18 protein-coding genes and 1 pseudogene are annotated in these 26,171 nt (G+C 46.0%); 12 read left to right on the plus strand and 7 right to left on the minus strand.

All coding sequences use genetic code 11. The features are described 5' to 3' along the window. Positions 1–8: 8 nt before the first annotated feature. Genes NSQ55_RS01340 through NSQ55_RS01350 form a run of 3 tightly spaced genes read right to left on the minus strand, consistent with a single transcriptional unit; the run spans position 9 to position 3,713 of the window. On the minus strand, positions 9–1,556 hold the full coding sequence (locus NSQ55_RS01340) for a sugar isomerase (RefSeq protein ID WP_076126979.1): 1,548 nt from the start codon (positions 1,554–1,556) through the stop codon (positions 9–11). Beyond that, positions 1,531–2,658, minus strand: coding sequence for a polysaccharide pyruvyl transferase family protein (locus NSQ55_RS01345; RefSeq protein WP_076186212.1), 1,128 nt, complete (start codon positions 2,656–2,658; stop codon positions 1,531–1,533). Before NSQ55_RS01345 ends, NSQ55_RS01340 begins: the two co-directional genes overlap by 26 nt. Beyond that, positions 2,655–3,713: a glycosyltransferase family A protein gene (locus tag NSQ55_RS01350; RefSeq protein ID WP_339170802.1), complete on the minus strand. Its 1,059-nt coding sequence runs from the start codon at positions 3,711–3,713 to the stop codon at positions 2,655–2,657. The genes NSQ55_RS01345 and NSQ55_RS01350 overlap by 4 nt, the downstream gene beginning before the upstream one ends. Before the next feature lie 220 nt (positions 3,714–3,933). Here NSQ55_RS01350 and NSQ55_RS01355 point away from each other — a divergent pair, with 220 nt between their 5' ends. The 5 genes from NSQ55_RS01355 to NSQ55_RS01375 all read left to right on the plus strand — a co-directional run bounded on the left by NSQ55_RS01355 (position 3,934) and on the right by NSQ55_RS01375 (position 9,347). Further along, positions 3,934–5,160, plus strand: a complete 1,227-nt coding sequence (locus tag NSQ55_RS01355; RefSeq protein WP_339170803.1) for a Zn-dependent hydrolase — start codon at positions 3,934–3,936, stop codon at positions 5,158–5,160. Positions 5,161–5,441: 281 nt separating this feature from the next. Then, positions 5,442–6,575: an alanine dehydrogenase gene (gene ald, locus NSQ55_RS01360; protein ID WP_339174367.1), complete on the plus strand. Its 1,134-nt coding sequence runs from the start codon at positions 5,442–5,444 to the stop codon at positions 6,573–6,575. Between the two features lie 210 nt (positions 6,576–6,785). After that, positions 6,786–7,055 (plus strand): hypothetical protein, encoded by a 270-nt coding sequence (locus NSQ55_RS01365; RefSeq protein WP_280753361.1) that lies wholly within the window; start codon positions 6,786–6,788, stop codon positions 7,053–7,055. A gap of 225 nt (positions 7,056–7,280) precedes the next feature. Next, entirely contained in the window at positions 7,281–8,543 is a 1,263-nt protein-coding gene (locus tag NSQ55_RS01370; protein WP_076186206.1) for a helix-turn-helix domain-containing protein, read from the plus strand. A 75-nt stretch (positions 8,544–8,618) separates the two neighbouring features. Continuing rightward, entirely contained in the window at positions 8,619–9,347 is a 729-nt protein-coding gene (locus tag NSQ55_RS01375; RefSeq protein ID WP_076186204.1) for a protein-glutamine gamma-glutamyltransferase, read from the plus strand. A 155-nt stretch (positions 9,348–9,502) separates the two neighbouring features. Here the strand turns inward: NSQ55_RS01375 and hflX are convergent, their stop codons facing one another. Continuing rightward, complete coding sequence (gene hflX, locus NSQ55_RS01380) at positions 9,503–10,768, minus strand: GTPase HflX (protein WP_076186202.1); 1,266 nt, start codon at positions 10,766–10,768, stop codon at positions 9,503–9,505. A gap of 527 nt (positions 10,769–11,295) precedes the next feature. On the opposite strand from hflX, the gene NSQ55_RS01385 reads away from it, so the two are divergent. Then, positions 11,296–12,096: a hypothetical protein gene (locus tag NSQ55_RS01385; protein ID WP_076126993.1), complete on the plus strand. Its 801-nt coding sequence runs from the start codon at positions 11,296–11,298 to the stop codon at positions 12,094–12,096. 50 nt (positions 12,097–12,146) lie between these two features. Here the strand turns inward: NSQ55_RS01385 and NSQ55_RS01390 are convergent, their stop codons facing one another. Beyond that, complete coding sequence (locus NSQ55_RS01390; RefSeq protein ID WP_339170805.1) at positions 12,147–15,167, minus strand: DEAD/DEAH box helicase; 3,021 nt, start codon at positions 15,165–15,167, stop codon at positions 12,147–12,149. Then, positions 15,164–16,810: an SWIM zinc finger family protein gene (locus tag NSQ55_RS01395; RefSeq protein ID WP_339170806.1), complete on the minus strand. Its 1,647-nt coding sequence runs from the start codon at positions 16,808–16,810 to the stop codon at positions 15,164–15,166. The genes NSQ55_RS01390 and NSQ55_RS01395 overlap by 4 nt, the downstream gene beginning before the upstream one ends. Positions 16,811–17,219: 409 nt before the next feature. Here NSQ55_RS01395 and NSQ55_RS01400 point away from each other — a divergent pair, with 409 nt between their 5' ends. From NSQ55_RS01400 to clpB, 4 genes are all read left to right on the plus strand, one after another. After that, positions 17,220–17,693, plus strand: a complete 474-nt coding sequence (locus NSQ55_RS01400) for an Hsp20/alpha crystallin family protein (protein ID WP_076186194.1) — start codon at positions 17,220–17,222, stop codon at positions 17,691–17,693. A 175-nt stretch (positions 17,694–17,868) separates the two neighbouring features. Next, the gene (locus NSQ55_RS01405; protein WP_175618984.1) at positions 17,869–18,867 is read left to right on the plus strand and encodes a DnaJ C-terminal domain-containing protein; all 999 of its coding nucleotides are present in this window, start codon (positions 17,869–17,871) and stop codon (positions 18,865–18,867) included. A gap of 220 nt (positions 18,868–19,087) precedes the next feature. Beyond that, positions 19,088–19,276: a hypothetical protein gene (locus tag NSQ55_RS01410; protein ID WP_339170808.1), complete on the plus strand. Its 189-nt coding sequence runs from the start codon at positions 19,088–19,090 to the stop codon at positions 19,274–19,276. Positions 19,277–19,595: 319 nt separating this feature from the next. Continuing rightward, complete coding sequence (gene clpB / locus NSQ55_RS01415) at positions 19,596–22,250, plus strand: ATP-dependent chaperone ClpB (protein ID WP_076306808.1); 2,655 nt, start codon at positions 19,596–19,598, stop codon at positions 22,248–22,250. Positions 22,251–22,306: 56 nt separating this feature from the next. Here the strand turns inward: clpB and NSQ55_RS01420 are convergent, their stop codons facing one another. Then, complete coding sequence (locus tag NSQ55_RS01420; RefSeq protein WP_339170811.1) at positions 22,307–23,884, minus strand: glycosyltransferase; 1,578 nt, start codon at positions 23,882–23,884, stop codon at positions 22,307–22,309. A 435-nt stretch (positions 23,885–24,319) separates the two neighbouring features. Between NSQ55_RS01420 and NSQ55_RS01425 the strand changes: the two are divergent. After that, a pseudogene (locus NSQ55_RS01425) lies at positions 24,320–24,433 on the plus strand (peptidylprolyl isomerase); the annotation flags it as partial. A gap of 82 nt (positions 24,434–24,515) precedes the next feature. Next, complete coding sequence (locus tag NSQ55_RS01430) at positions 24,516–26,132, plus strand: ABC transporter substrate-binding protein (protein WP_076203342.1); 1,617 nt, start codon at positions 24,516–24,518, stop codon at positions 26,130–26,132. Positions 26,133–26,171 lie beyond the last annotated feature (39 nt).

Genomic DNA, 26,171 nt, shown 5'->3' on the forward strand with positions numbered 1-26,171 from the left:
CTGTTGTGTTATTTGGATAAACCACTTACCTCAGGCTGAGCGTTAATTTTATTTTTGAGTTTGTATCGATACTTTTTGAGATGTTCCCATGTATAGAGGAAGACTTCCCGTTCCATTAAAGAGCCGATTACAAAATATACAGGCAAGATCACTAGTCCTAGAAGTACACCCCAGATCATAAGCCCCAGATAGGAATGGATCGGGATGTCGATGGCAGTTGTGATGAGAATAATGCCTACAAAAACTACTGCATTCGTAAGCCATCTTCTAAAAGTGACCCATGGACTGCGGTCCAGCAAATGTTTGCTGGCATAAATCACAATATCTATGGAGCGGTATAGGAGGGCAACTATCGTTCCCATCAGTACACCGTAAATTCCCATGAAGATTACGAAGACAACAGAAGCCACCAGATTAATGGCGGATTCCAGAATGGAACGGTTTTGTGTTTTTTTGAAATGTCCAGCGATGGTAATCACATTATTGGAAGACGTTCTGGCATTGGTTAATAATTTGATGACTACGAACAAGACCGGCAGCCACATATCAATGTAATTCACGTCGTTTACCCCAGCGGTATACAATTTCATAAAGGGTAAAATCAAAATGTAAGCCACCGTTAGAATCGAGAAGATAAGCCCCATAAAATACACTTCGTAAGCATCATAAAATTTAATAAATGCTTCTTTACTCTCATGGTAGCTTTGCCCGAGGGCAGCCTTCACACTTCCGTTTATGGTCTGGACGATATTATCCACGATCGTAAAAATCATATTGTACATAACATAGATACTGACGATTTTTAGATTCGTAAAGATGGTTAATATAAGTACGTCCGTATTTCTAAACACCAAGTAGGAGATTTCATGGACTAATACGGAATTCTTTTGACCAATGGCTTCATAGTCTGGTTTGAGATTCAGGTTGATCCACTTGTAATTCTTATTCATATAAATATAGAAAGCGATGATTTGAAGTAAAGTTAAGATAAAATAGGAAGCTTGAACCGCAATAATGTCCACACCTTGCAGTAATAACAGAATCCGGATCAGGCTGTTCATAATATTAGCCACAGTGACAATAGAAGTCTCTACATAGCTTTTTCCCTCCGCAGCGAGCAGGACCTTGAATTTCCCCTGAAAATAATAATTGATTGCTCCGCCCATCCCCGTAAGCAAAATAATGACCATAATCGATAATTTATCGATCTCAGACGAGATCACTAGCGGGTACACGATGGCGAGTAGCAGTACAGCGAAGAAATAGTAAATACCTGTTTTTTTATAATAGCTGGAGGTGGCAGCCAGAATAGAGTTGATATTATTTTTATTATCCGAAGCTACCGGCTTGTAAAGTGCTTGGATCGAGGCCGCCCCAACACCTGCTTCCAGCAGCGCCAAATAACTAATAATCTGCACAATCGAAGCGATCAACCCATTGGCCTCAGAGCCATAGTTGACCATTATCAGTCTGGGTATAAAAAAACCGAGGATAATCGTGATGAGTTGACTTCCCAGTCCAAAGGATAAGTTAAGAATGCTCCGCTTGGCTTTCATAACGAATCCCCCTTTCGTAAAGCGGTAAATACGTATCTAGATGCTCGAAATGTCTTTCGGCTTGTTTTGCTTGCAGTGTGACATCCATAGAGCAGGTGATCATACTTTCAAAAATCTGTGCAGGCTGGAACTGTTCCAGCGTGTTGAAATCGGCATACAGACCTGTGAACCCAACATCCTCCATTACATTGATCATTTTTTTGCTGTAGGCTACGGGGAATACCGGTTTATTAAATACCCAGCCCAGAATCATTGCATGGAATCTTGAAGCCACAATAGAACTGGCATTAGCTAACACGGACAACACTTCTTCCATGTTCGTTTTATATAAATGCACTTGAATAGCATCGTTGTAGGAGGGACCGATAAGGCGCTGAATCTCTTCAATTGCCAGTTGATCGCCTTCGTGTTCGCAAAATGACATGAAATGAACCGCGTAACCTTTTTCAATGAAATAAATTGCGAGTTCTTTCATTTTTTCATAATAGAGGTTGTCAAAACCGTTCAGACCTTTCGCAGAAGGTTTAATAACGGATAAGACGATGTAATCCTCCGGTTCGTTTGGAATATCTGGCGGGTCTAGCTGAAAAATAATATCTGGGGCTAAGCGGACATTATCCAGATCCTTAAATAAATCATAAGAGTACTGTTCTCTGAAACATATATCTGTATAATCCTTGAAAATCCGCTCGTGCTCATCATAGTATTCTTGATTTGTAAAAGGGCCAAAATTAGATCCTAACAGATAGTAAGGCTTATTTTGATTACGAATGACTTCTGCATTCTTGAAATGCTCTGCCCAGTGGTCTGCTTCCATGAAAATTGAGCCGCCGATATGAACGACGCCATCTGAGTGATCTGCCAGATATTTGTGAGCCACATTATGTATCTTTAGCTTCCTGCAAATATAGCCAATGCCTCTTAGAAGAAGGGAATCGGAAGGATACACTTTGAGGTTAGGGAGCTCTTTGAAACATTGTTTATAGAGGCGCGGTGCGCAAATTCTGAATTTGGTATCCGGATATCTTTCGCACAGCACCTTAATGAATAGATCATCGCCCAGATTAAATTCGGTATAGGCGTATATAAGCATCTTTTTCATATTCTAGATTCCTTTCGGGTTCCGTTCCCTTTAAGTAGGTTGCGCTTGAACCGGGATAAGCCTCTCTCCACAGAGATGAATCTGTGATATAGAAGCGGGGAGATTAAAAATGTTCTGATATAAAGGGTTAATCTGCGATTATCTCCTCTATAACGTCTTATGAGTTCATCCATTTCTTGATTGAGCTTGGGATAGGTATGGTTGATGTCACGAAGTAATTCCTGAATGCTTACCCCTTCCGTACCATTTAGACAGGTTTTGAGGTTGAAAAAGTAGTTCTCGATCAGCTCCCGGTTCATTAACAAAGGTGAGATCGTATCTAGTTCAGCAAAGGGATAGGTTTTGAAATATTCATCCACCCTTTTGAAAGCATCCACTACATCGAATTTATTCACGTTATAGCTGTTGGAGATGGAGGAGTTTCTCTGTAAATAAAAGGATAGTATATCCGGGATTGAGATGACTCTGGCTGCTCTGGACAAGGCTTTGTAGATGAACTCTTGATCCTCTCCATTCACACAGCGTTCTGTATAACCTAGCCCGTGGAGAAGTAAGAATTCTCGCTTATAAGCGATACTCCCTGTCCATATTCGCAAGCTTTTGTTCACGAAAATCCGCGCCAGTGCTTCACTTCCCGTCACGTCGCTGAAATCAGAGGTACAGCTCAATAGAGTTTCTCTGCCTTCGGAGACATGATTATAACCCCAGCAAATAATCTCGGGTTGTTCATCTTGAGTATATGACTGAAGGGTTGAGACCAAGTCTGCGGAGACATAATCATCTCCATCTACAAAAAGAACATAGCTACCTGTGGCTTCAGCTAATCCCCTATTTCTAGCCGCGCTTACTCCATGATTCTCCGTTCGAATGACTTTACAGAAAAGGGCGGGATTACGCGAAAGAATCTTTTCTATAACGTTGTAAGTGTTATCCGTAGAACCATCATCTACGATGATGACTTCGAAATGCGGATCGCTTTGGTCAAGCAGTGAATTAAACATAGGGGTTATATACTGCTCTATATTGTATACCGGGATCACAAGGCTTAGATTCATGGGCTCGCTCCTTTCCTGTGGAAAACTGGATGATAAGCTATCTTAAGCTTACCCCTCGTATGAAAAGATTGTATATACTACTTTAGTTTACTTATTGCTGGCTCCACTCGTTGTAGCATCATGTGAATAATAGTTATTACAATATGTAAAATGAAAATATTATGGTTTGGTTTAACATAGATAGAAAGCCAACAAAATGCTCGAAGCGGAGGGATCTGGGATGCAGCTGCAAAAAATATTCGTGAACGGTGAGAGACTGAAGAATACAATCGAGGCATTTGCCGATTATGGGCGTACAGATAAAAATGGCGTGACCCGATTATCGCTGACGGAAGAGGATCTTAAAGTTCGGGATTATTTTCGTGCCTGTTGTGAAGAGCTCGGAATGTCTGTGAAGATGGATGATATGGGGACGATGTATGCCACACTGGCAGGCGAAACTTCCGGGCCTCCGATTGTGATTGGCTCGCATATGGATACTGTGAAAAAAGGGGGCAGATTCGATGGCGTCCTAGGGGTTATCGCGGGTCTAGAGGTGGTGCGGACGCTTGTAGATTACGGGATTAAGCCAAATTTTCCGGTGACGATTATGAATTTTACGAATGAAGAGGGGGCACGTTTTGAGCCATCGATGATGGCCTCTGGTGTGTTGTCCGGAAAGTTTGATAAAAGTGTTATGTTGAACAAAAAAGATCCAGCAGGCATCACCTTTGGTGAAGCGCTGGAGAAGAGTGGATATAAGGGAGAAATGAGCAATCGTATCACCGAAGCCACCGCTTATTTGGAGCTTCATATCGAGCAAGGGCCTGTTCTTGAAAAAGAGGAGCTGACGATTGGGCTGGTTGACTGTGTAGTTGGTATGGCCTGTTACGAGATTGAGGTGACGGGAGAATCCGATCATGCGGGCACAACCCCTATGGCGATGCGCAAAGATGCTTTGTTTGCTGCCACAGATCTGATTATTGAGCTGCGGAGCAAGCTGGGGGCGCTCGATTCCGAGCTTGTGTATACGATGGGCAGAATGAATGTGCTTCCTAATATCCATACCGTCATTCCCAATAAAGTGATTTTCACCATTGAAGCCAGACATAAAGAGATGGAGATTGTGCGTGAAGTGGAAGCCATTATCAACGGTTTGCCAGAGCAACTGCTGGATTGTGAAGTAAGCAAGACTAAGCTTTGGGGCCGAGATACGGTGTGGTTTGATCAGAATGTGTGTGATTTGGTGGAGCAAGCGGCTCAAACCTTGGGTTATTCCAGTCGAAAGATCGCAAGTGGTGCAGGGCATGACGCACAATTCGTAGCCAGCTTTCTGCCATCCGCAATGGTGTTCGTGCCTAGCGTGAAGGGTAAAAGCCATTGTGAAGAGGAACTAACCTCTTATGAAGACTGCGAAAAAGGGGTAAATGTAGTGTTAGAAACAGTGATGTTGTTATTATCAAGATAGGTAATGTCACTTAATATAACATCATGCGATAAGGTAGTCGCTTTAATTTCATACAAAATCGTCAAAAAGGCACTCTATAGGGTGTCTTTTTTTATGAGATAATAAAGATGGTTGTGTTGAGTACCAAAGTGGTTAAAGATTAATGGGCAGTTAAGTCTGATCCTTTGTGTAAAAACACAATCATGGTAGATAATATTTTAATTTTTTAACAAAATGGGAATGCTAATCATATGTTATCATTCTTTACATAAGGGATCTACATTAGATGGGAGAGATGAATGATGATTATCGGAGTACCTAAAGAAATTAAAAACAATGAAAATCGTGTTGCCATAACCCCTGCGGGTGTAGTTAGTTTAATTACTGAAGGTCATCAAGTGCTCGTAGAAGCTGGAGCCGGTGTGGGCAGCGGATTTCCTAACGAAGAGTATGTCTCTGCCGGAGCACAATTGATTGAGGATGTAGCAAAGATCTGGAGCTCTGCTGAAATGGTGATGAAGGTAAAAGAACCATTAGCAACTGAGTACCCCTATTTCCGTCCAGGCCTTATTCTATTTACGTATCTTCATCTTGCTCCAGAGCCTGCCTTGGCTGCTGCGCTAAAAGACAAAGGCGTCTTTGCGATCGGATATGAGACGGTTGTTCATGGACGCACCTTGCCGCTGTTAACACCGATGAGCGAAGTAGCTGGCCGGATGTCCGTCCAATTGGGCGCGCAGTTCCTGCAAAAGAACTACGGCGGACAAGGTATTCTTCTTTCCGGAGTTCCTGGCGTTAGCCGAGGTAAAGTGAGTATCATTGGCGGTGGTGTAGTAGGTACTAATGCAGCTAAGATGGCTATTGGTTTAGGCGCAGATGTTACGATAGTTGACCTCAGTGCGGAGAGACTACGTCAATTAGATGATATTTTTGGAGCACAGATTAATACGTTGATCTCTAACCCTTATAATATTGCCAAAGCAGTGGCTGAAGCGGATCTGCTGGTAGGTGCCGTGTTAATTCCGGGTGCTAAAGCACCGAAGCTGGTTACTGAAGAAATGGTCAAGACCATGAAGCCGGGATCAGTGATCGTTGACGTGGCCATTGACCAAGGTGGTATTGTAGAAACCATCGACAGAGTGACGACACATGATAATCCCGTGTTTGTGAAACACGGCGTGCTGCATTATTCCGTGGCTAATATGCCAGGCGCTGTTCCTAAGACCTCAACTATTGCCTTAACAAATGTTACAGTTCCATATGCCCTGCAAATTGCCAATAAAGGTGTGATCAAGGCGATTCAGGATAATGACGGCTTAAGAAGCGGCGTGAATGTAGCCAATGGCAGAATCACCTGCCAAGCTGTTGCCGAAGCGTTGGGTGAGACACCTTATTCGGTTGAGCAAGCCATGGAGCAGACATTCACATTGATCTAAAATAGACACGTTCCATAATGGAATGAGCCAAACAGCAAGCTCTCTGCGGGGAGCTTGCTGTTTGGCGTTTCTTGCGGTGGAGACCGGGTGGAAGTTGGTCAGTACGGCGTTAAAGTAAATAGATTGCGTTTCAGTGTAATTAGATGCAGTAGATGTTTGCTCGTGCGGTGCTATGGTGGATAGATTACGTAGTGAAGTTGGATGGATAGGGTGAAAGCTTTGATGAGAGATGTTTTAGGGAAATTCTCCCTAAAAAAACGCGAAAATAGCTTAAAAATGCTGTTATTAGGGAATTCCTCCCTAAAAAACGAGGAATACGCCTGTTTATACGCAAAACAGAAGAAAATCAGGGAGTATATCCCCAATTATGATCGTGTGATGCTTAAAGTGCAGAATATTAGGGAGAATTTCCCTAATTATGATCATGTGATGATTAAAACACAGAATTTCCGGGGGTTATTCCCTAAAAACCACTTATAACATTTGGTAATCACCAACAACTATTAAACCTTCCCAAATACCCCGACAAAACTCTCAACAAAACCCCCGCCAAACATCCCCGTCCCAAACACCTTCCTCAACAAGCCGATCTCGCCCCTCACCTAAACCAGCTATTTATCTTATAGTCAGCTAGGGGGATGCATACTATAATGAAATCACTCTAGAGTACAGGATTTGGTTATTCTTCAGGTGGGAGTGAAGCTAGTGACAGATAAGGATCCATTATTTGATCGTTTCTTCGACAGTATGGAATCATTGGCAGATGCGATAAGTGAATCGCTCCAGTCTCAAGTTACCATTGAGGACAGCAATCATCATGTGATTGGCTACAGCTCGCATGAATTTGAGAGTGACTCCGCGCGGATTTCAACGATTATCGGGAAGCGTGTACCTAACACTGTGATTATTGGCTTGCGCAAAAAAGGGATTATGCAGCAGCTGGAGAGCGCGGCACATCCCATTCGAATTCCTGCAGTGCTGGAGGTGGGACTTGGTCCCCGGCTGGCCATTTGTATCAAACATCAGAAGGAAATTCTCGGGTACATTTGGGTAGTAGATACAGGCAACCTGGTAGAAGGGCATGCCGAAAATATCGTTGAGAAGGCGGCAGGTATCGTAGGCCGTTATTTACTTAAGCAGCGAGGCTGGAAAACGAAGCAGGACAAAACGCATGAGGACTTTTTCTGGAAGCTGATTACCTCCCACTACGACAACGAAGCAAATATTAAAAAGGATGCGGAATTTTGGTCCATTCTTTTGCCGGAAAAATATTATATTAGCGTGTTTGAAAGTGACAAGGTAATCGATGATCATTTAATACTCCGGTTTCGGCAGGTTATGGCATCTTATTCCGGACTGCAATTACTATTTCTGACGGCTGAGCATAATCGGCTGATTATTTTGTTTTCCTTCAGCTTTGTGATCGAGGGGGCGGGTGGATTATCTTCATTCCTGCATAAAACAATGGAGGATATGTATAAGAGTGAAGGCTGCACACTGGCTGCTGGCTGTAGTCTCGATTACACTGAATATATGTCCGCGGCTATTGCCTATTGGGAAGCGGTGTCCATTGTGGAGATCAAAAAGCTGCTGCCTTTTCATGGGCGGGAGCTGCTATTGTACGAGGAAATTGGATTTTGGGCATATATACCGGCTATTATGGAGCAAAAGCGCAGTCGAATTCGTAAAAGCCCGTTGCTATATCCGCTAAAAGAACATGATCGCGAGCATAAAAGTGATTTTCTCAAAACCATCGCTGTCTATTTATCATTAAGCGGCAATTTAAAGGAATCCGCGGCTTTTTTACATATACACACTAATACATTGCTTTATAGATTAAACCGAATTGCAGAGATTACGGGCAAAAGCTTGAAGGATACGGGTTATCGCACTTCTATTTTCCTGGATATTTTGACGGAAGAGACACGGCAGCTTAACCAGTGGTTCGTGGATGCCAGGGAATCATGAGAATTAAGCACCAACCCGGTGACGAACACGTACAATAACCTATATTTAGAACCTATAACATTGGAGGGACTAAGCATGGTGAAGGAAGTTCGTTCACCCGATGCCCTTGACTTTGAGCGCAAAATGAGAGAAAGCATCGTGGAATCGGCTGAAGCTTTAAATGAAAGTGGAGTGGATTTTGCAACATTTGATGATTCCCGCTGCAATCCGCAGTTTTGGACACGTACAGAGATTGGTGGGCTTCAGCTGAACGCTGGCGTAGAACCCACAGTGGGGATTAAAGATATTTTTCGGAATGGTCATTTATATGCCTTTGAATGCGCGACAGCCATGGTCATTGTTATGTATCGGGCGACGATTGAAGCTATAGGTGAAGAAGCGTTTAATAAGTATTTCAAGGACTTGTTCTTATGGGACTGGAATTATGACGAGAATTTACGCTTAATCACAAACTACAACAAGGAACTAACGCAGCGTGGAGACGTTGTATATTTCAAGAATCCCGATCATGCTCCGAGCAAGCCAGAATGGCAGGGCGAGAATGCAATTAAACTCGAAAATGATCTGTTCTACGGCCATGGCATAGGGATTACTACTGGAGAGATTATCATAGACTCTCTGAATCAGGAAAGAGTATATGGGAGTGATATCTCGGCCTATTTAACGGATGAATCGGTGCATCCAGACTTTAATTACTTACAGCGGTTATCTGCAGGAACGGTTTTACCGGCAGCCAACAATAGAAGCTTCCGATACACTGTATGTTCAAGAATAGGGTCTAGAAACTATATTTATAAGATCTAGCGTCTGCCTATTTTATACTTACTGAGCAATGCAAAGAGAGGGCTCTTTTGTATTGTTCATTTTTTATTCACAAAAGAAAGGGATAGAGCTTCAGATAACTCTGAAAACTCTATCCCTCTTTTTTAATTAAGGATTACCACGTCGTTTCTAATTTGTTATAGCTCAATAAAATCGTTGCGGAATTTCTCAAAATCAGATTTTCTGCATTCCAGCTCAAGGCGTGTGCCTGTTTCTTCATAGCTAGTAGATTGAACATGGGCGTGTTCATTGAAATAAGAGACTACATTACCCCGATCAAATGGAACCAGAATCTCACACTGGACATAGTCCGTAAAAACATGGCTGCGGATCAGAGCGGTAAGTTCAGCCATTCCGCTATTTTTCTTGGCGGAAAGGTAGACATTGTCACCTTCAATTTGCGGGTAAGGCAAATCAGTCAGATCAGCTTTATTATAGGCATAGATCGTTGGAATCTGGTCAGCGCCGAGTGCTTTGAGCGTCTCATCTGTAACCGCCATATGCTGTTGATGCTGCGGATCGGAAATATCGACTACGTGAATCAATAAGTCCGCTTCGGTAACCTCTTCAAGAGTGGAGCGGAACGCTTTGACCAGATGATGGGGAAGCTGGCTGACGAATCCGACAGTATCTGTTAATAAAAAGGTTTTGTGATCAGGCAGCTCAATGCTGCGAACCGATGTCTCTAGTGTAGCGAACAGCATATCCTTGGCGAATACTTGTTTATGGGAACCCGGATGGTAAGTCTCTACCATGACATTCATTAAGCTGGATTTTCCGGTGTTCGTATAGCCTACCAGGCAGACGACGGGAACTTCATTTTTATGCCGTTGTTTCCGCTGGATTTGACGTCTTGCTACTTGTTGTTGCAGTTCAACCTGTAAAGCAGTAATCCGCTCTTCAATTCTTCTGCGGTCCAGCTCTAGCTTGGTTTCACCAGCACCTCTGTTTTTAAGTCCAGCTCCGCCACCTTGTCTGCCCAGCGACTCACGAAGACCTGTGAGGCGCGGCAGCATATATTGCAGCTTGGCTACTTCAACTTGCAGCTGGGCTTCCTTGGTCTTCGCTCTTTCCGCAAAAATATTCAAGATCAGAATGGTCCGGTCAATGACCTGACGATCCAGTGCGGACTCCAAATTGCGGATCTGTGAAGGTGACAGTTCGTCGTTAAAAATAACAATAGGAGCATCGTGTGCTTCTAAAAGTGCCGATAATTCCTCGATTTTACCTGTCCCGATATAATGGGAGGGGTTAATTCGACTTGCCTTTTGACTAAGCTCTCCTACGACTTCAAGGTCACAGGCAACTGCCAGATTGCTCAGCTCTTCCATCGAATAGGCGAAATTCGTTTCGTTCTGAAGCTGGACACCGACTATAATTGCTTTTTCTCGTATTTGTTCCATATATTTATTCATCCTCCAATAGTAAATAATAAACGCAAAAAAACACAGGCAATCTGCCTGTGCTTACGGTTCGTTAGAGGACGTCAGAGTTAGGGCCTTCCATAGGTAGAATGAATTAAACAACAGTCCAGTCGCAGGGAAGAGGCACTTTGATCCCTTGCGAGCAGCAGTTGGCTAATCGGCTTCTATGGATGTTCAATTCTTAAAGGAATGGAGGTGAAGAGAATCCTCCCTACACGCTGTTGTTAAATTATCGGGTTACCTTTAAAAATGGGTAGACCAATCCTGAGTCCTCTGCACATGGGCAGAGCTTTAGCGCTATTCAATTAGCCGCGCAAAGTTCTAACTCGGATAAAGTCTATCACACGTAACCCTCCGTTCATAAAAAGTTAAGTCGAGTTTACCACATTCGTTATTTAGTGGCAAATCTCTATTTATGCTCTGGAACATCTCTTGTATTTTAATTACACCCAATAATTCTAAACAATGTTTACATATCATATATGAATTGATATATAGGAGGTGTGATGACATTGCCTGTTCTGTCCACAAACACCATTATTAATTTACCAGTCGACGGTACTCGGCCAATAGATCAAGTAGTGATCAAAGTTGTCAACAATGGATCGGCTGGCGCGTTTTGTTATATTACGGGCTTATCCAATAGTGTCAGTCCCCAGGCCATTTTTGTTGAAGAGTTATTTGAGCTGCAATATCAGGAGACCTTAAGCAAGACCTATGTCATGGTAGAGGATTTATTCCAATTTAATTTTGTATATTCACAGGAGCAGATGAAGATTCAGGTTTTCCTTGTTGATGCGGACGGTGTATGGACGGCCGTTGATCTTGAAGTGTTTCAAGTGAGCCGAATAACTTCGGAAATACGTGATAACGTGACCGTTACATCGACTGACTTTGCAGCAATCAGCTTCATGAGGCGTCCTGGCTTTGCTATTCCACAAGGTCTTGCGGCTGAGATTCGACCGGCAGCTTTAGATGTTATGTCCAAAAGACCTGTGCGATATATGGTCGTTGCAGGCGGGACCCTTGATGGGGCCTTCGAGAATTATCCTACACCGACTACAAATATTCCTGTCACGGACACGGCGCTGCTAGTGAACTATACCTGCACTACGGTCACGGGTGGAAAAGTTATTATGCAAGGTACAGGATCAGGGATTTCTGGGGCGTATGCGAATCTGGCGGTCAATTTACTTAATGAGCGACTCTCATACGAGTTCCATGATGAACCTGTCACATTGGTGGTAAACTCCCTCTCGGGCGGGGACGATCTCGCAGTTACCTTTAAAATGTCCGAGCAATGGTAATTATTCTTGTGAAAAAGGAACATTCGCATTTACGCGAATGTTCCTTTTTGCTAGTCATTTAAGTCACGACGCAAGGTGAAGAGATCTTTCAGAGCCTCTGTGGACAGCTCGGTAATCCAGCCTTCCGAGCTGGAGATCACATTATCGCTGAGCTGCTGTTTATTCTCCAGCATCTCATCAATCCGTTCTTCGAGTGTGCCCAGGGCGATGAATTTATGCACCTGCACATCACGAGTCTGGCCCATGCGGTAAGCGCGGTCAGTTGCTTGATTCTCCACCGCTGGATTCCACCAGCGGTCGAAGTGGAATACGTGATTGGCTGCAGTTAAGTTCAGGCCAACTCCCCCAGCCTTGAGTGAAAGGATGAATACATTCGGCTGATCAGACGGCGGTGTGTCTGGGCGTGTAGACCCATCTTCTGCCGAAGGGGCTGGTGTCTGAAACCGCTCGATCATGCGGTCGCGCGCCTGTTTGGAGGTGCTTCCGTTCAAATAAAGGACGGGTTCGCCCAGCTCCTGCTGGAGAACCGCCTGAAGCATTTTTCCCATACCCACATATTGAGTGAAAATCAGGCAGCGCTCGTCTTCCGCGCGCAGCTCCTTAACCATGTCCAGCAGTCTTTCGAGTTTGGAGGAACGGTTAATAAGAAAGCTGGTATCCAGTTTATTGTCCGTATCAAGCTCAGGGATAGCTTCTTTTGTCACAAGCATCGGGTGATCGCATAGCTGCTTAAGCCCGGTCAGAGCCCCGAGAATTGCCCCTTTGCGCTCAATGCCTTCCAGCTTCTTCATCCGTTCCAACAGTCCGTTTACGGTTTGATCGTAAAGCGCCGCTTGTTCGGCTGTCAGATGAACATAGGTTTTCATTTCATTTTTATCAGGTAGATCGAGCTGTATATTAGGGTCTTTTTTCTTGCGGCGCAGCATGAAAGGTTTCACTAGATTTTGTAGGTCCGCTGTACGTTTCGCGTCGCGTTCCTTCTCAATAGCATTCGTGAATCGGTCATTAAAAGACTTGGCGCTGCCCAGATAACCTGGGGTTATAAAATCATAAATGGACCACAGCTCGGATAATCTGTTCTCTATCGGCGTCCCTGTTAAGGCGACCCGGTGTAGAGCTGGAAAACTACGTACAGCTGCGGATTGTTTGGTTTGGGCATTTTTGATATTTTGAGCTTCATCCAGGCAGATAGTCGCCCAAGTGAATTCCTTCAGCAGCTCTTGGTCAAGCGCAGCAGTTGCATAAGAGGTCAGTACCACATCGGCTTGCGAAGCTGCGCCATAGAAGAATCCCGCGTCCAGACGGCGGCTTCCGTAATGAAGCATAACATTCAACGAAGGCGCGAAGCGTTGCAGCTCCTTTTGCCAATTGCCTAACACAGAGGTCGGGCAGATGATCAATGAAGGCCAGCCTGGTGGGTCGGTCTGCCGCCGGGCTGAGCTTGCATCCGTGTTCTCTTGGATGTGTAGCAGATAGGCGATGAGCTGTACTGTTTTGCCTAGTCCCATATCATCGGCTAGACAGGCCCCCAGCCCAAAGCGGCGCAGAAAGGTCAGCCAGGCGAATCCTTCATGCTGATAGGTGCGCAGCTCCGCTTTAAGGCCTGCGGGTACGGGCGGCTTAGGCCATTCTGAGCGCTGGCCCAGCTGACCGATAAGGCTGATCAAATGCTCGTTCAGCTCTACCTCCAGACGCAGACGCGCGGCATCTTCTTGCAGCTGCTCTTCCGTAGCTTCAGCGTCTGCCTCTTCACCAGCTCCTAGCAAGTGGAGCTGAAGCACGTCTTGGAAGGACAAGCCTTGCGACTTGTCCATTCCCGCCATGGCTCTTTGGATTTGCGCCAGCAGAGCCGGATCGAGTGAGACCCATTTGCCCTTGAAGCGGACGAGCCGTTCCCCTCTTGCGACCAGCTCGGCAAATTCGGCTTCAGTGAGATCCGCGTCGCCGATGGAGATTCGCCAATCGAAATCGATGATCGAATCGAGACCGAACAGCGACTCGCCGCCGCTGCGTTTGTCTTCGCCGGAGCTGATCTTCGCTCGCAGGCGCGGCTTTTTCCGGCTGGCGGCTTCCCACCACGCCGGCAGCAGCACTTGCCAGCCTGCTTCCAGCAGCCGCTGGCTCTCGGCCGTCAAGAACCGCCAGGCGATGGCATCGCTGAGCGGTTCGGCCAGCACATCGCCGCCCGCCGCGAAGCGCTCGGGCGGCAGACTGCCGCGGAGGCGCTCCAGCCATCCCGCGGCCCGTTCATGCACGTGAGCCGACCACGCGGTCGGCCACAAGCCGTACGGCTCGCCGTTATCGGCGAGCCTGATGGGAACAAGCGCGGATTCATCGCGCTTGTCCTGAAGGATCAGCTGCAGCCGCCAATAGGATTCATCCTCATCGGGCTCCAGCAGCTGTAGAGCGGGCCGGAAAGGCGCGGTGTCCGCCTTCCAGCCAATGGCGATAAGCCACGCAGCGGTATCCATGCCCGCTGCAAGTGCTCCGCTTCTATCGAAGAGAAGCGGGAATTCGCTGCGGAGGTCGCCGGCCTCGGCCTCCGTGCTGTAATAGCGCTGCGATACGGCGGCAGAGAACGCCGCACGTAATCCACGGCTAAATTCGCTGCCGCCATTTAGCGCCTCAAGGGCTCCCTTAGCAGTGTCACTGTCCACTGCCACCTGCGCAAGAGCCCCCTCGTCCCAAGTCCATTGCAGCCTCCCGGCGCGGTAGGCGGAGATGTCGGGAATATACTGTTTGTGCTCCAGACATATAGCCAGAAGTGGCGCCAGTTCTGTGAGGTGGGCGGCATCGCCCTCCCAGCTCCATTCGATATGCGCCAAAAGCTTCTGCTCGGCAAAGAAGGGGATGACCTGCTCAGCAGGAAGAATCACTAGCTCCACGCCTTCGCCAGCTGGCTGCACGGTTAACTCCGTACCATAAAAAGACGCCTCATGCCAGGCGAAAAGCCGCTGCTTAAGCTGCAAGCCCGGCACGAGATCTTCGCGCTCATTCATTCCAAATATTAAAGCATCGCCATACTGGCTTAATGCAAGCCGGATGGTTAGCGTGCGTAAATGCATGTTCATGGTATTAGCTTTCCTTTCCGAAGCTCCTCTTGCAGCGCACGGAGCCTGCTATGCCTAATGGCGAAGGCAGTGAGGAACTCTTCCCAGCGTTCTTCTTGTTTCAGCTTTTTATACAGCTTGGATAATCGTTTCAATAATTTCACAGCCGCTTTGTAGCTATGTCTGTTCTTATCCAGCACGAATCTTTCGGCGGCCTGATGGTAAAAGGGCAGCAGAACCTCAGGTGCATTCTTTTCCACCGGTTGGAGGTCTTTGACACGAAATTCGGAGGGCTGTTTACCGATGGACAGCTGATAATCCATCCAGGTCTGCCATTTCTCATAGGTGATTAGCTTCTCTTCATAGACTTCGCCAGAGATAGGTAACATGGTGGCTAGTGTATCCCACATTTGTGGCTCAGCTTCAGGCAGGTGGCGAACAGCTTCTTCCCAACTGGTTGAATAGCTATTGAGATTATAGAGTCTGCTGCTCAGCAGTGGACCGATCTGAACAAGCCAACCCACCAACCGGGACCAGTCCCCTGCATCCAGCAGCGGAGAGGTGAAGCTCATGAGCTCATCGGGATGGAGACCCGGGCGCTCGGCAGCCTTATTCAGTAAGTCCCAAGCCTTCTGGTCATCCATCAGATAGTAATACATGCGGCTCTGAGCTAACAGCCAAGCATGTTGTGACAGGGAAGCGCCTAATTCATCTTCTGCTTGCTGCAGCTGTTCGATTTCATTCAGGTAAAGCTTAGTTCCACCTGTATTCGGATAAATCCAATTTCTCCACAGCAGATCATAGCTAAGAGAAAAAGAGGGTTGATCCCGTGAGCGATCCCGCGACTCCGTCAACATCTCGCGCCGCAGATAAGATAAAGTATCGATGACGTATGGCCATAGATCCTGCTCTTGCTCGGGGGACAGCGGAAGTGTCTTTTTTAAAAGACCTGTGATTACTTCCTGTAGCTCTGAGACTGCTACCTGTGTGTAATAACCAAGAGAAGGGGCGTAAGCGGCCTGACCGACGGATTGCGTGGAAGGCTTAGCGAGCTTTTCCAACAGATAAAGATGAGCATGCAGAGTGAACAGCTTCTCCGTTTCCGGAAGCATTTTTGGTTTGAATTTATTAATTGCAGACAAGGCCCGACTCACATATTCAGGATTTCGGGTAGTATGGGCTAGAGGGGAGATACAGAATTCAAAATACTCCCGCCACTCCATTATTTTTCCGCTAGCGATGCGGTTGGCCATCTCTTTCATTTGCTGCTGACGAGTTGCATCGGCTCCAATAGAAGTACTTGTTGCTGTACTTGATATTTTAGGCAAAAAGGATGCAGCTTTAGCGTTAGCCAAAACCTGTACAGATCTATTTTGTTGTTCGGCATAATTCAACAGCACGGCAGCCATATGCTTGCAATGACCTGATACTGGACAATTACAATGACAATTGGTGAAGCCGTCGAGATCAATGTTGACGCGGTAATCCTCTCTACCTTCAACTAGAGCGTTAATCTTACGAGGCTCCGTCATAGTAAACGGCTGCACTCGATTTTGTTTATAATATTGGAACCCCCGCTTGAGGGTAAGATCATCGAAATAATAGGCGACATTTTGGATGAGCTTACTCCACTGCGTATCATCCATAGGATAGGTTGGTTGCATACAATTGGTCTCCTGTAACGAAAATGGTCTTTAGTTGTCTTTCATTATATCACTTCTGCTGGCTTCATCTTTAAATCGTTAAATTTTGATAGATCGTAAGAAAACTCTGTTTAAAAGCTGGCGTGAAGATGATTAGAAGCTAATGGCTTGTATTGAACGGAAGGTCTGAACATATAATAATCGTACTGCAAGTTGGATCATGATTATATAGGTGTCATTTACGAAAGATCAAACAAAGGTCAAAATTGGTCAAATAAATAAAAAGAACTAATTTTGTTGCGGAAAATCAGCTAATTCGCCTGAATTTGAGCGATAATCGGCTTAAATCGGTTTTGTTATTCCTCGGGTAGGGGACTATAATAAGGTCATAGGTCAAATAAAGTCAAAGTCAATGAGAGGAGAATGGATAATGTTTGATATGGTTCCTTTTGGTAAACGTAGAGATGATGCTTTTGGTGTGCTGGCTAAGTCCTTGAATGATGTTTTTAATGATGATTTTTTTGCACCGATTAAGAGCTCCACGATGTCCTTCAGAACAGATATTCGTGAGAGTGAGCAGGCTTACCTGATTGAAGCTGAACTTCCTGGTTTGAAAAAAGAAGAAATCGACATTGATTATGCCAGTCCTTATTTGACGATTAAAGCGGTACGTAAGGAAGAAAATGCCGAGGAGAACAAGGAACATCAGATTGTACGCAGAGAACGTCGATATGGTGAATATGTGCGCAGATTCTATGTTCAAGATATTGCAGAGGAAGAAATTCGCGCGTCTTTGAAAGATGGAGTGCTGAAGCTGGAAGTTCCCAAACGGCAAAAAATGCAAGGTAAACGCATCGAGATTCAAGACGGAGATTCTAATTCTACGGGTTCGCAGTCTGAATAAGCATAAATTAAGCGGAATGAACTTCCGCTCAGTCTTTTAGAGATGGCAGCGGGCTTTTAATATAGTGTTATGAATAGAAGGCGCATTGTAGTGGAGGATTCCGGCTATGGTGCGTCTTTTCTCGGAGTGCAATGGTGGTCAATATGAGAATAGGGATGGAAAGGAGGAAGCGCGAGTGGCTAGTAAAAGCTATTATGATGCTTTGGGTGTGAGCAAAAAAGCTACTAAACAGGAAATTAAAAAGGCTTATCAGAAGCTTGCCAAGAAGTGGCATCCCGATGTTAACAAAGCCCCTGAGGCAGAGGCGAAATTCAAAGAAGCAGCTGAAGCCTATGAAGTGCTTGGTAATGAGGATAAACGGAAACTCTATGATGAAGAGCTGCTTTATGGAGCTCAACGTGGCAGAGCTAGTGGAGGGGCGGCGAGTGGAGCCTCCTCTTGGGATTCAAACTTTGGTGGAAGTGGAAGCTGGAACGGTGGAACTTATTCAACAGGAGGTTCTGGTATTTCGGAGGAAGATTTATTCGGGATGTTTTTTGGGAATCGGGGCTCGGCGGATCGGGCTGGCTTTGATTTTTTCTCGGGAAGTGGAACGGGGCGTGCGAATGGCAATCCGTGGGGCGAGGCCCGTAGTACCATGCAGGCGCAGCTGGATATTACCTTGGAGCAGGCTTATAAAGGTGCCACTGTAAGAGTACAGGTCAGTGACAAAACGGTGGATGTGAACATTCCGCCTAGATCCTATGAGGGTACAATTATTAAAATCGCGGGAAACACTCCGGGTGGCGACGTGTTGCTGGCACTTCATATTCTTCCTCATGATATTTATGAGATTCGCGATGGCGACTTATATGGCATGGTTGAAATCGCTCCTTGGCAAGCGGTATTGGGTGGAGAAGTGAAGGTTCCATTACCGGGGGGCGGCGCCGTGAAATTGAAGATTCCAGCAGGAATTCAGAGCGGCAAAACGCTACGTATCCCCGGCAAGGGCTTAAAACGTGAGAATGGTGCGAACGGCGATATTTTATTTGGAATTGAGATTGTTATCCCTGAACCTATCAGCGAAGCGGAGAAAAATCTCTACCGAAAGCTGGCAGACTCCAGCCCTTTCGAAGCCAGAGCTAAACGTCAAAGCACTGGCACCCAGCGGCAGAAGGCGAAAGTGGGTAATTAATAGATAGGTAGAAGAGGTAGAGGTGAGGTGATTTCACTCGTTTGTGATCAACTCTGGTTGGTGAATAAGGTGATTTGAATGCTAGTTGCAGAACAGTAACTTATTTAGCCACTAACTATAAATGAACGTTTCGCTCAAACGGTGAAAGTCGGCACTATGGTGGGAAAAGAGAGTCAAAAGTGCTTTCCAAAGTGCCTTCGAGAGTGCCAAACTGGGATCGATGGTCGAAAAGAAAGGCAAAAATGCCTTAGAAAGCGCTGAATTAAGCTCGATGGTCGAAAAGAAAGGCAAAAATGCCTTCGAAAGTGCCGAATTAGGCTCGATGTGCGAAAAAAGAAGCAAAAATGCCTTAGAAAGTACTGGCGAGGGCTCATTGGTCGAAAAGAGAGGCAAAAATCCCGTAGAATGAGCGCAAACCAACTAGTTACTCGAAAAGAACAGTATAAATCCCGCAGAATGAGTGCAAACCAGCTAGTTACTCGAAAAGAGCGGTAAAAATCCCGTAGAATGAGCGCAAACCAACTAGTTACTCGAAAAGAGCGGCAAAAATCCCGTAGAATGAGCGCAAACCAACTAGTTACTCGAAAAGTACGGTATAAATCCCGTAGAATAAGCGCAAACCAGCCAGTTACTCGAAATAAGCGGGATAAATCCCACTAAATTAACCTATCCCCGGCCCAAAAGGCCGATTTAATATAATCACTCTTAAATAGAAAGGTGAGAGAGCTATGGATTTCAATAAATTAACTCAAAAGCTGCAGGAAGCAGTAGCTGCGGCGCAGTCGCTGGCATCAGACAGCGGTCATCAGGAGATCGATAATCTCCATCTGTTAAAAGCGTTGCTTCAGCAGCAAGAAGGATTGCTGCCAAGATTGCTGCAAAAGATGAATATCCCTGTGGCTGAGCTGATGCGCAGCACAGATGAACTGCTTCAACGCAAGCCGAGCATCAGCGGGTCAGGAGCAAGCACGGTACGGCGTTACGCCTCGCAATCGCTGATTCATCTGCTGGAGCAGGCGGAGAAGGAAGCGGCGAAGATGCAGGATGAGTTTGTTTCTGTGGAGCATGCGGTGCTGGCCATGGTGTCGGATTCGAGCGGGGAGAATCGTGAGCTAAGGGATCTTTTTGTCCGCCGTGGGCTGACCCGTGAGAAGCTGATGTCGGTGCTTGCTGAGATTCGTGGACATCAGCGGGTAACCAGCCGGGAGCCAGAAGCTACTTATGAGGTGCTGGAGAAATACGGCCGTGATCTTGTAGCAGAGGTTCGCGCGGGCAAGATTGATCCAGTCATTGGTCGTGATGGCGAGATCCGCCGGGTAATCCGGATTTTGTCCCGTAAAACGAAAAATAATCCTGTGCTGATCGGTGAACCAGGTGTAGGGAAAACAGCCATTGTGGAAGGCTTGGCCCACCGGATCGTGCGCAAAGACGTACCAGAGGGGCTGAAGGATAAGACGATTTTTTCACTGGATATGAGTTCACTTGTGGCAGGCGCGAAGTTCCGTGGTGAATTCGAAGAACGCCTGCAGGCGGTATTGAGGGAGGTTCGCGAAAGTAACGGCCGCATTATTCTTTTTATTGATGAGCTGCATACGATTGTGGGCGCAGGTAAAACCGAAGGCTCGATGGATGCGGGCAATATGCTGAAGCCGATGTTGGCCCGGGGTGAGCTGCACTGTATCGGTGCCACAACGCTCGATGAATATCGCAAATATATAGAGAAGGACCCTGCGCTGGAGCGCCGTTTCCAACAGGTGCTCGTGAGCGAACCCGATGTAGAGGATACGATCTCCATTTTGCGTGGTCTGAAGGAGCGGTTTGAAGTTCACCACGGGGTCAAAATCCATGACAGCGCACTGGTAGCCGCAGGGGTATTGTCCAATCGTTATATTACGGATCGATTTTTACCGGATAAGGCGATTGACCTAGTGGACGAGGCTTGCGCCATGATCCGCACAGAGATAGACTCCATGCCGGGTGAGATGGATGAAGTGACCCGCCGCCTGATGCAGATGGAGATTGAAGAAGCAGCGCTAAAAAAAGAAACCGATGACGCCAGCAAACGCCGTCTCGAAATATTGCAGCGCGAGCTCGCTGACCTGAAGGAGAAGCAGCTAGGAATGACGGCGCGCTGGGAGAAAGAGAAGTCGGCCATCCAAGGGATTCGCGACCTCAAAAAACGGCTGGAGCAAGCACGTAAGGATCTGGTCGATGCACAGGAGGAATATGATCTTAATAAGTCAGCCGAACTGAGCTACGGCATTATTCCTGATTTGGAGCGTCAGCTGAAAACAGCGGAAGAAGCGGCACAGCAAGACCAGGATACAAGATTGCTACGTGAGGCTGTTACTGAAGAGGAAATTGCAGATATTGTCTCCCGCTGGACCGGCGTTCCGGTTAGCCGACTGGTAGAAGGTGAGCGGGATAAGCTCCTGCGTCTGGAGGATACGCTGCATGAACGGGTAGTGGGCCAAGACGAAGCTGTCAGCTTGGTGGCCGATGCAGTGCTTCGGGCAAGAGCGGGAATCAAAGATCCGAATCGCCCGATTGGCTCATTCCTGTTCCTTGGCCCGACGGGTGTAGGGAAGACTGAGCTCGCTAAGTCGCTTGCGGTATCTCTTTTTGACCGCGAAGATGGGATGATCCGTATAGATATGTCGGAGTATATGGAAAAGCATAGTGTCTCCCGTCTCGTCGGCGCACCTCCAGGATATGTTGGATATGAGGAAGGCGGGCAGCTCACGGAAGCTGTGCGGCGTCGGCCTTATACTGTAGTGCTGCTCGATGAAGTGGAGAAGGCGCATCCCGATGTGTTTAACATTCTGTTGCAGCTGCTTGATGATGGACGGCTGACTGATTCACAGGGCCGAATGGTTGACTTCAAGAATACAATCATCATTATGACTTCCAATATCGGTTCACCTCATCTGATTCAAGGCACCGATGAAAACGGTCAGCTCACGGAAGCTGCCAAGGATAGAGTGATGAAGGAACTGAGTGGTCATTTCCGTCCAGAGTTCCTGAACCGGGTGGATGACATTGTAATGTTCAAGCCGCTGACACTGGGTGAGATCGAGAAAATTGTGGACAAACTGGTGGATGGATTGCGTCTACGTCTGGCAGAACGGGAGATCGGGCTGGCATTAACTGAATCGGCGGTGCGTTTTATCGCTAAGGAAGGTTTTGATCCTGTGTATGGGGCAAGACCGTTGAAAAGATTTATCCAGCGCAGCTTGGAGACACGTGTGGCGCGTGCGATTATTGCTGGTGAAGCCGCAGAGGGATCAGTTATTCAGGTGGATGAATCCGGCAACGAGCTGACAGTAACCATTCTGAAGCCAGAAGTCGATGGGCCAGAGAGTTCTGAATTGAGTTCTGAATAAAAAAAGGCGTTCACAAAACCCTAATGGTTTTGTGAACGCCCTTTTTATTGTAAGCCTCATTCTACCCAAGGGATTAGATGAGGCTGTTCATCCAAGATGGACATATACTGCTCTTTCCAGCCGTATTTGCCGTCGGGGTCGAGGAGCATATAACGCAGATATTTTTCCAGCCGGAACTCGGCTTTGGACCAACCGAGATGCTTGAGCCGCAGATTGCTTAGCTGATGAGACAGCTCGAAAATATTTTCCGGGAACCGCCCACAGTGCTGTGGGGATTCATTCCATACATAGTTGAAGTCTTCTTTATAGCGAAGCAAAAAAGGGCGGTAGTTCAGATGAGAGCGCCAGTAGGTATCCTCCCTGTAATGGTTCGCGTTCCATAAATCGTAAAGGCGGAAGCAGAACAGATCGACCCCATCTGCATACAGCAAGGAATCTATATTTTCTGCAAAGCTGGCTTCAAAGATCTCATCCGCGTCCAGACTCAGAATCCACTCGGGATTTGTCTTTAGGACTTCCTCCCACTGCTGTTTTCGCAGCTCAATTTCATTGCTGAACTTGGATTCGGTATTATGCACGAGACGAACGGGAATGCCTTCAAGTGCTTCCAGACAGACAGCTGCTGTATTGTCGGTGCTGCCGTCATCAATAATGACAGCCTCATCGATATATTTGCGGTGTTCCTCCAGAACCTGTCGCAGGAAGCGCCCGCTTTCATTTTTTACAACCATGGTAAGGGTTAGCTTGGGACGCTTTTTGGTTATAGGAGCAGCTGCAACCTCATTGGAATTTTCCTCGATGGGTGTGGGTGCCGATTCAGCTTTTACTCCTGTTGTTTCTCTGATGAAATCTTCAACTTTGTTCAAATCACTATCTCTGTACAAATGAAGGGCAGGATAATGGGTGTCAACAAATAGCGGAATGCCAAGGGCCGCGGCACGAATGCAGAAATGGCGATCCTCGCCCCAGTATGATATGTTCCGGATCTGATTGTAGCTCACCCCCGCTTTTATCGCATGCTGGCTAATCAATGTACAAGCGCCGAGACCCCCCACTTCATAGATTCCAGGATTGCGGAGTTTGGCTATGAATTCATGAAATCTGCGGTTGATCTCCTCGGGTTGCAGTTTTTCGCCGGGAAGTATCTCCCACTGATTATATTCGTCATGCATCCAGACCTGCGGCTGAAACATGGTATCTGGCTGCCACTGTGTCCAAAATACCTCTGAAATAATATCTCTGTTCGTCCCTATTAGATGTCTTAGCGTATCGGGGTGGAGGATGAGGTCTGAGTCGATCAGGAACAGGTAGTCGTAGTTCAGGGTTTGCGCTCGGTTAATCATGAGGTTTTTGAAGTTGGCGACTTTCCAGACTAAATCAGAATTCCAATAGTGAGTCGTATCATTGCGAATGTACACATCGTTAAAGCCGGAGCTTTGAATAAAAATATGCTCGCCCTTGCTTTTAAATTCCTGGAGCAGCCGGCTGGATTCCTCATCATCATTGTCATCAATCAGATGGAAATCCAGTTCGATTTGCTCGATATTCAAGCGCAGCAGGGAATTCAGAAATTCCCGTAATACATTGGGCTTTTGATGGATCGGGCTGCCGATTAATACGCGTGTCTTATTCATTGCGGCCTCCTTGGGGGACTCTCCCTTTCTTCCGAGAGGTATAGGTATGTTCTCAATATATTTACAGTGAGAGAGTAATAATCCTTATTTCGCAAAGTTCTTATAGTAAATGAGAAATGAGAGTTGGATAAATTGAACTTTTTAGATATATTAATTTTGATGAATCTGCTGTACAATTACCGGATAATTAGATAAGAATGCAGCCAGATGAGTACAGGAATGAGACTATGGATAAATCACCACTAAAAGTTCAGTAGTTAATCAATCTGTTACTGGCCATGAATCCTCGTGCGGATGTGTTCTGGGATGATGGAAAGGGTGAATACCGACCTCTGCTGAATGAGGATGCTGAGGAAATTGATTGCACCGGAAGAGACAGCGAAGACTGAAGCTCATATTGGTGGCTGAACAGAGTTTGATTATTGCGACCCTTGGCATACTGTATTCGGAAGAGTCATTTCAGGTATGGACCATGTGGATACTTTAAGGCGTGGGGATGTCATGAAAAAGGTCGAAATTATCAGTTCCCTCAATATTACATTAATGTGAAATGCTATCCATTGTAATTCCTAGTATCCCGATATACAATATAAAAACAAACAAAGACAATATAGACACGGGGGAGAAACTTATGCGTAGAGGATTATCTGGAGTTATTACTTTGGTTTTGTTAACATTTTTGATTAGCGCGTGCTCCGGGGGAAATAACGCCGCTTCGACAAATACAAATCAGACGCCTACGGCTACTGAAGGATCGACAGCAAGCACTGAACCAAAAGATGGCGGCAACTTAATTATTGGGGTCGCTGCAGATCCTGTCATTCTAAATCCGAACTATGCAGGTGATCGTGTCAGTCTGACGATTGACCAAGCGCTCTACGCGCCATTGTTCCAAGTGAATAACGGAGAGAAGACCTTCTACTTGGCAGACAGCCTGACACTTTCCGAAGATAACCTGACTTATACATTGAAACTGAAAAGTGGACTAACTTGGCATGACGGAGAAAAGCTTACAGCTGACGATGTCGTGTTCACGATTGATAGCATCCTCGATGAGAAGCAAAACAGCATGCTGAGAGCGAACTTATTCATCGGTGATAAACCCGTTAAGGCAGTTAAGGTGGATGATCTGACTGTAGAGTTCAAGCTTCCGCAGGTCAGCCCAGCTTTTGAAGCTACACTAGTGCAAGTATTTCCGATTCCAAAGCATATTTTTGAGAATGAGACGGATCTAGAGAAAAGCACCAAGAATGCTGCTCCGGTTGGATCTGGCCCATTTAAATTTAAAGAATACAAAGCAGGCGAATATGTTACACTCGAGAGATTTGATAACTACTTTGGCGGCAAACCACATCTTGATTCTATAACGTACCGGATTGCTAAAGATACGAATGCTGCGAATCTCGCACTTCAGAATGGTGAGATCAACATTAAGTATCTAGATCCACAGGATGTTGGAACGATTGAGGCTTCGAACAATTTCGAAATCCTGCCTTATAGTGAAGGCCGATTGTCCTACCTGTTGTTCAATGCAAACAGTGATAGAGGTGCTCTTGCTAAAAAAGAAGTTCGTCAAGCCTTGTCTCTAGCCCTAAGTCGTGATGAAATCATTCAGGCTGCTTATACTTCTAACGAGTATGCAGACCCGGCGAAGTCCTTTTTGACTCCGGATGCATTGTTCTATACTAATGACGTACCTTCTTTTGATAATGACGTAGAAAAAGCCAAAGAGCTTCTGCAATCGGCAGGGGTTAGCGATCTGAAATTGAGATTGATTGTATCGAGCGGTAATAAAGCTCAGGAAGCCATTTCACTATACGTGCAGCAAAAGCTAAAGGCCATTGGCGCTGAAGTTGAACTGCAAAATATGGATGCCTCGGCATATGGCCAGAAGTTCAGTGATATGAATTCAACAGATTTTGAACTTGCGATTGCAGGTTATATTATGGGTTACGATCCTGATGCTTACAGAATTTTGTATACTTCTACTGCAGACTCTAACTACTCGCATTATAATAATGCTGAAGTCGATAAGTTGTTCAATGATGGTGCAGGAGAAGCAGATGTAACTAAACGTGGTGAGATCTATAAGAAGATCCAAGAGATCATTGCTGACGATGCACCGATTTATCCAATTGCTAATACTAAGACTATTGTAGCTGTCTCCAAGAACTACGGCGGTCTAGAAGAAGCAGTTTTGAAGCCTGTCGTTATTTTTGAAGATTTATCGAAAATCTACCTTAAATAAGAACGGGAAAAAATAAGCTGGTCAATCCAGCTTATTTTT

Origin of the sequence: Paenibacillus sp. FSL H7-0943 (assembly GCF_037963265.1) — a bacterium.
GTDB lineage: Bacteria > Bacillota > Bacilli > Paenibacillales > Paenibacillaceae > Paenibacillus_AQ > Paenibacillus_AQ odorifer.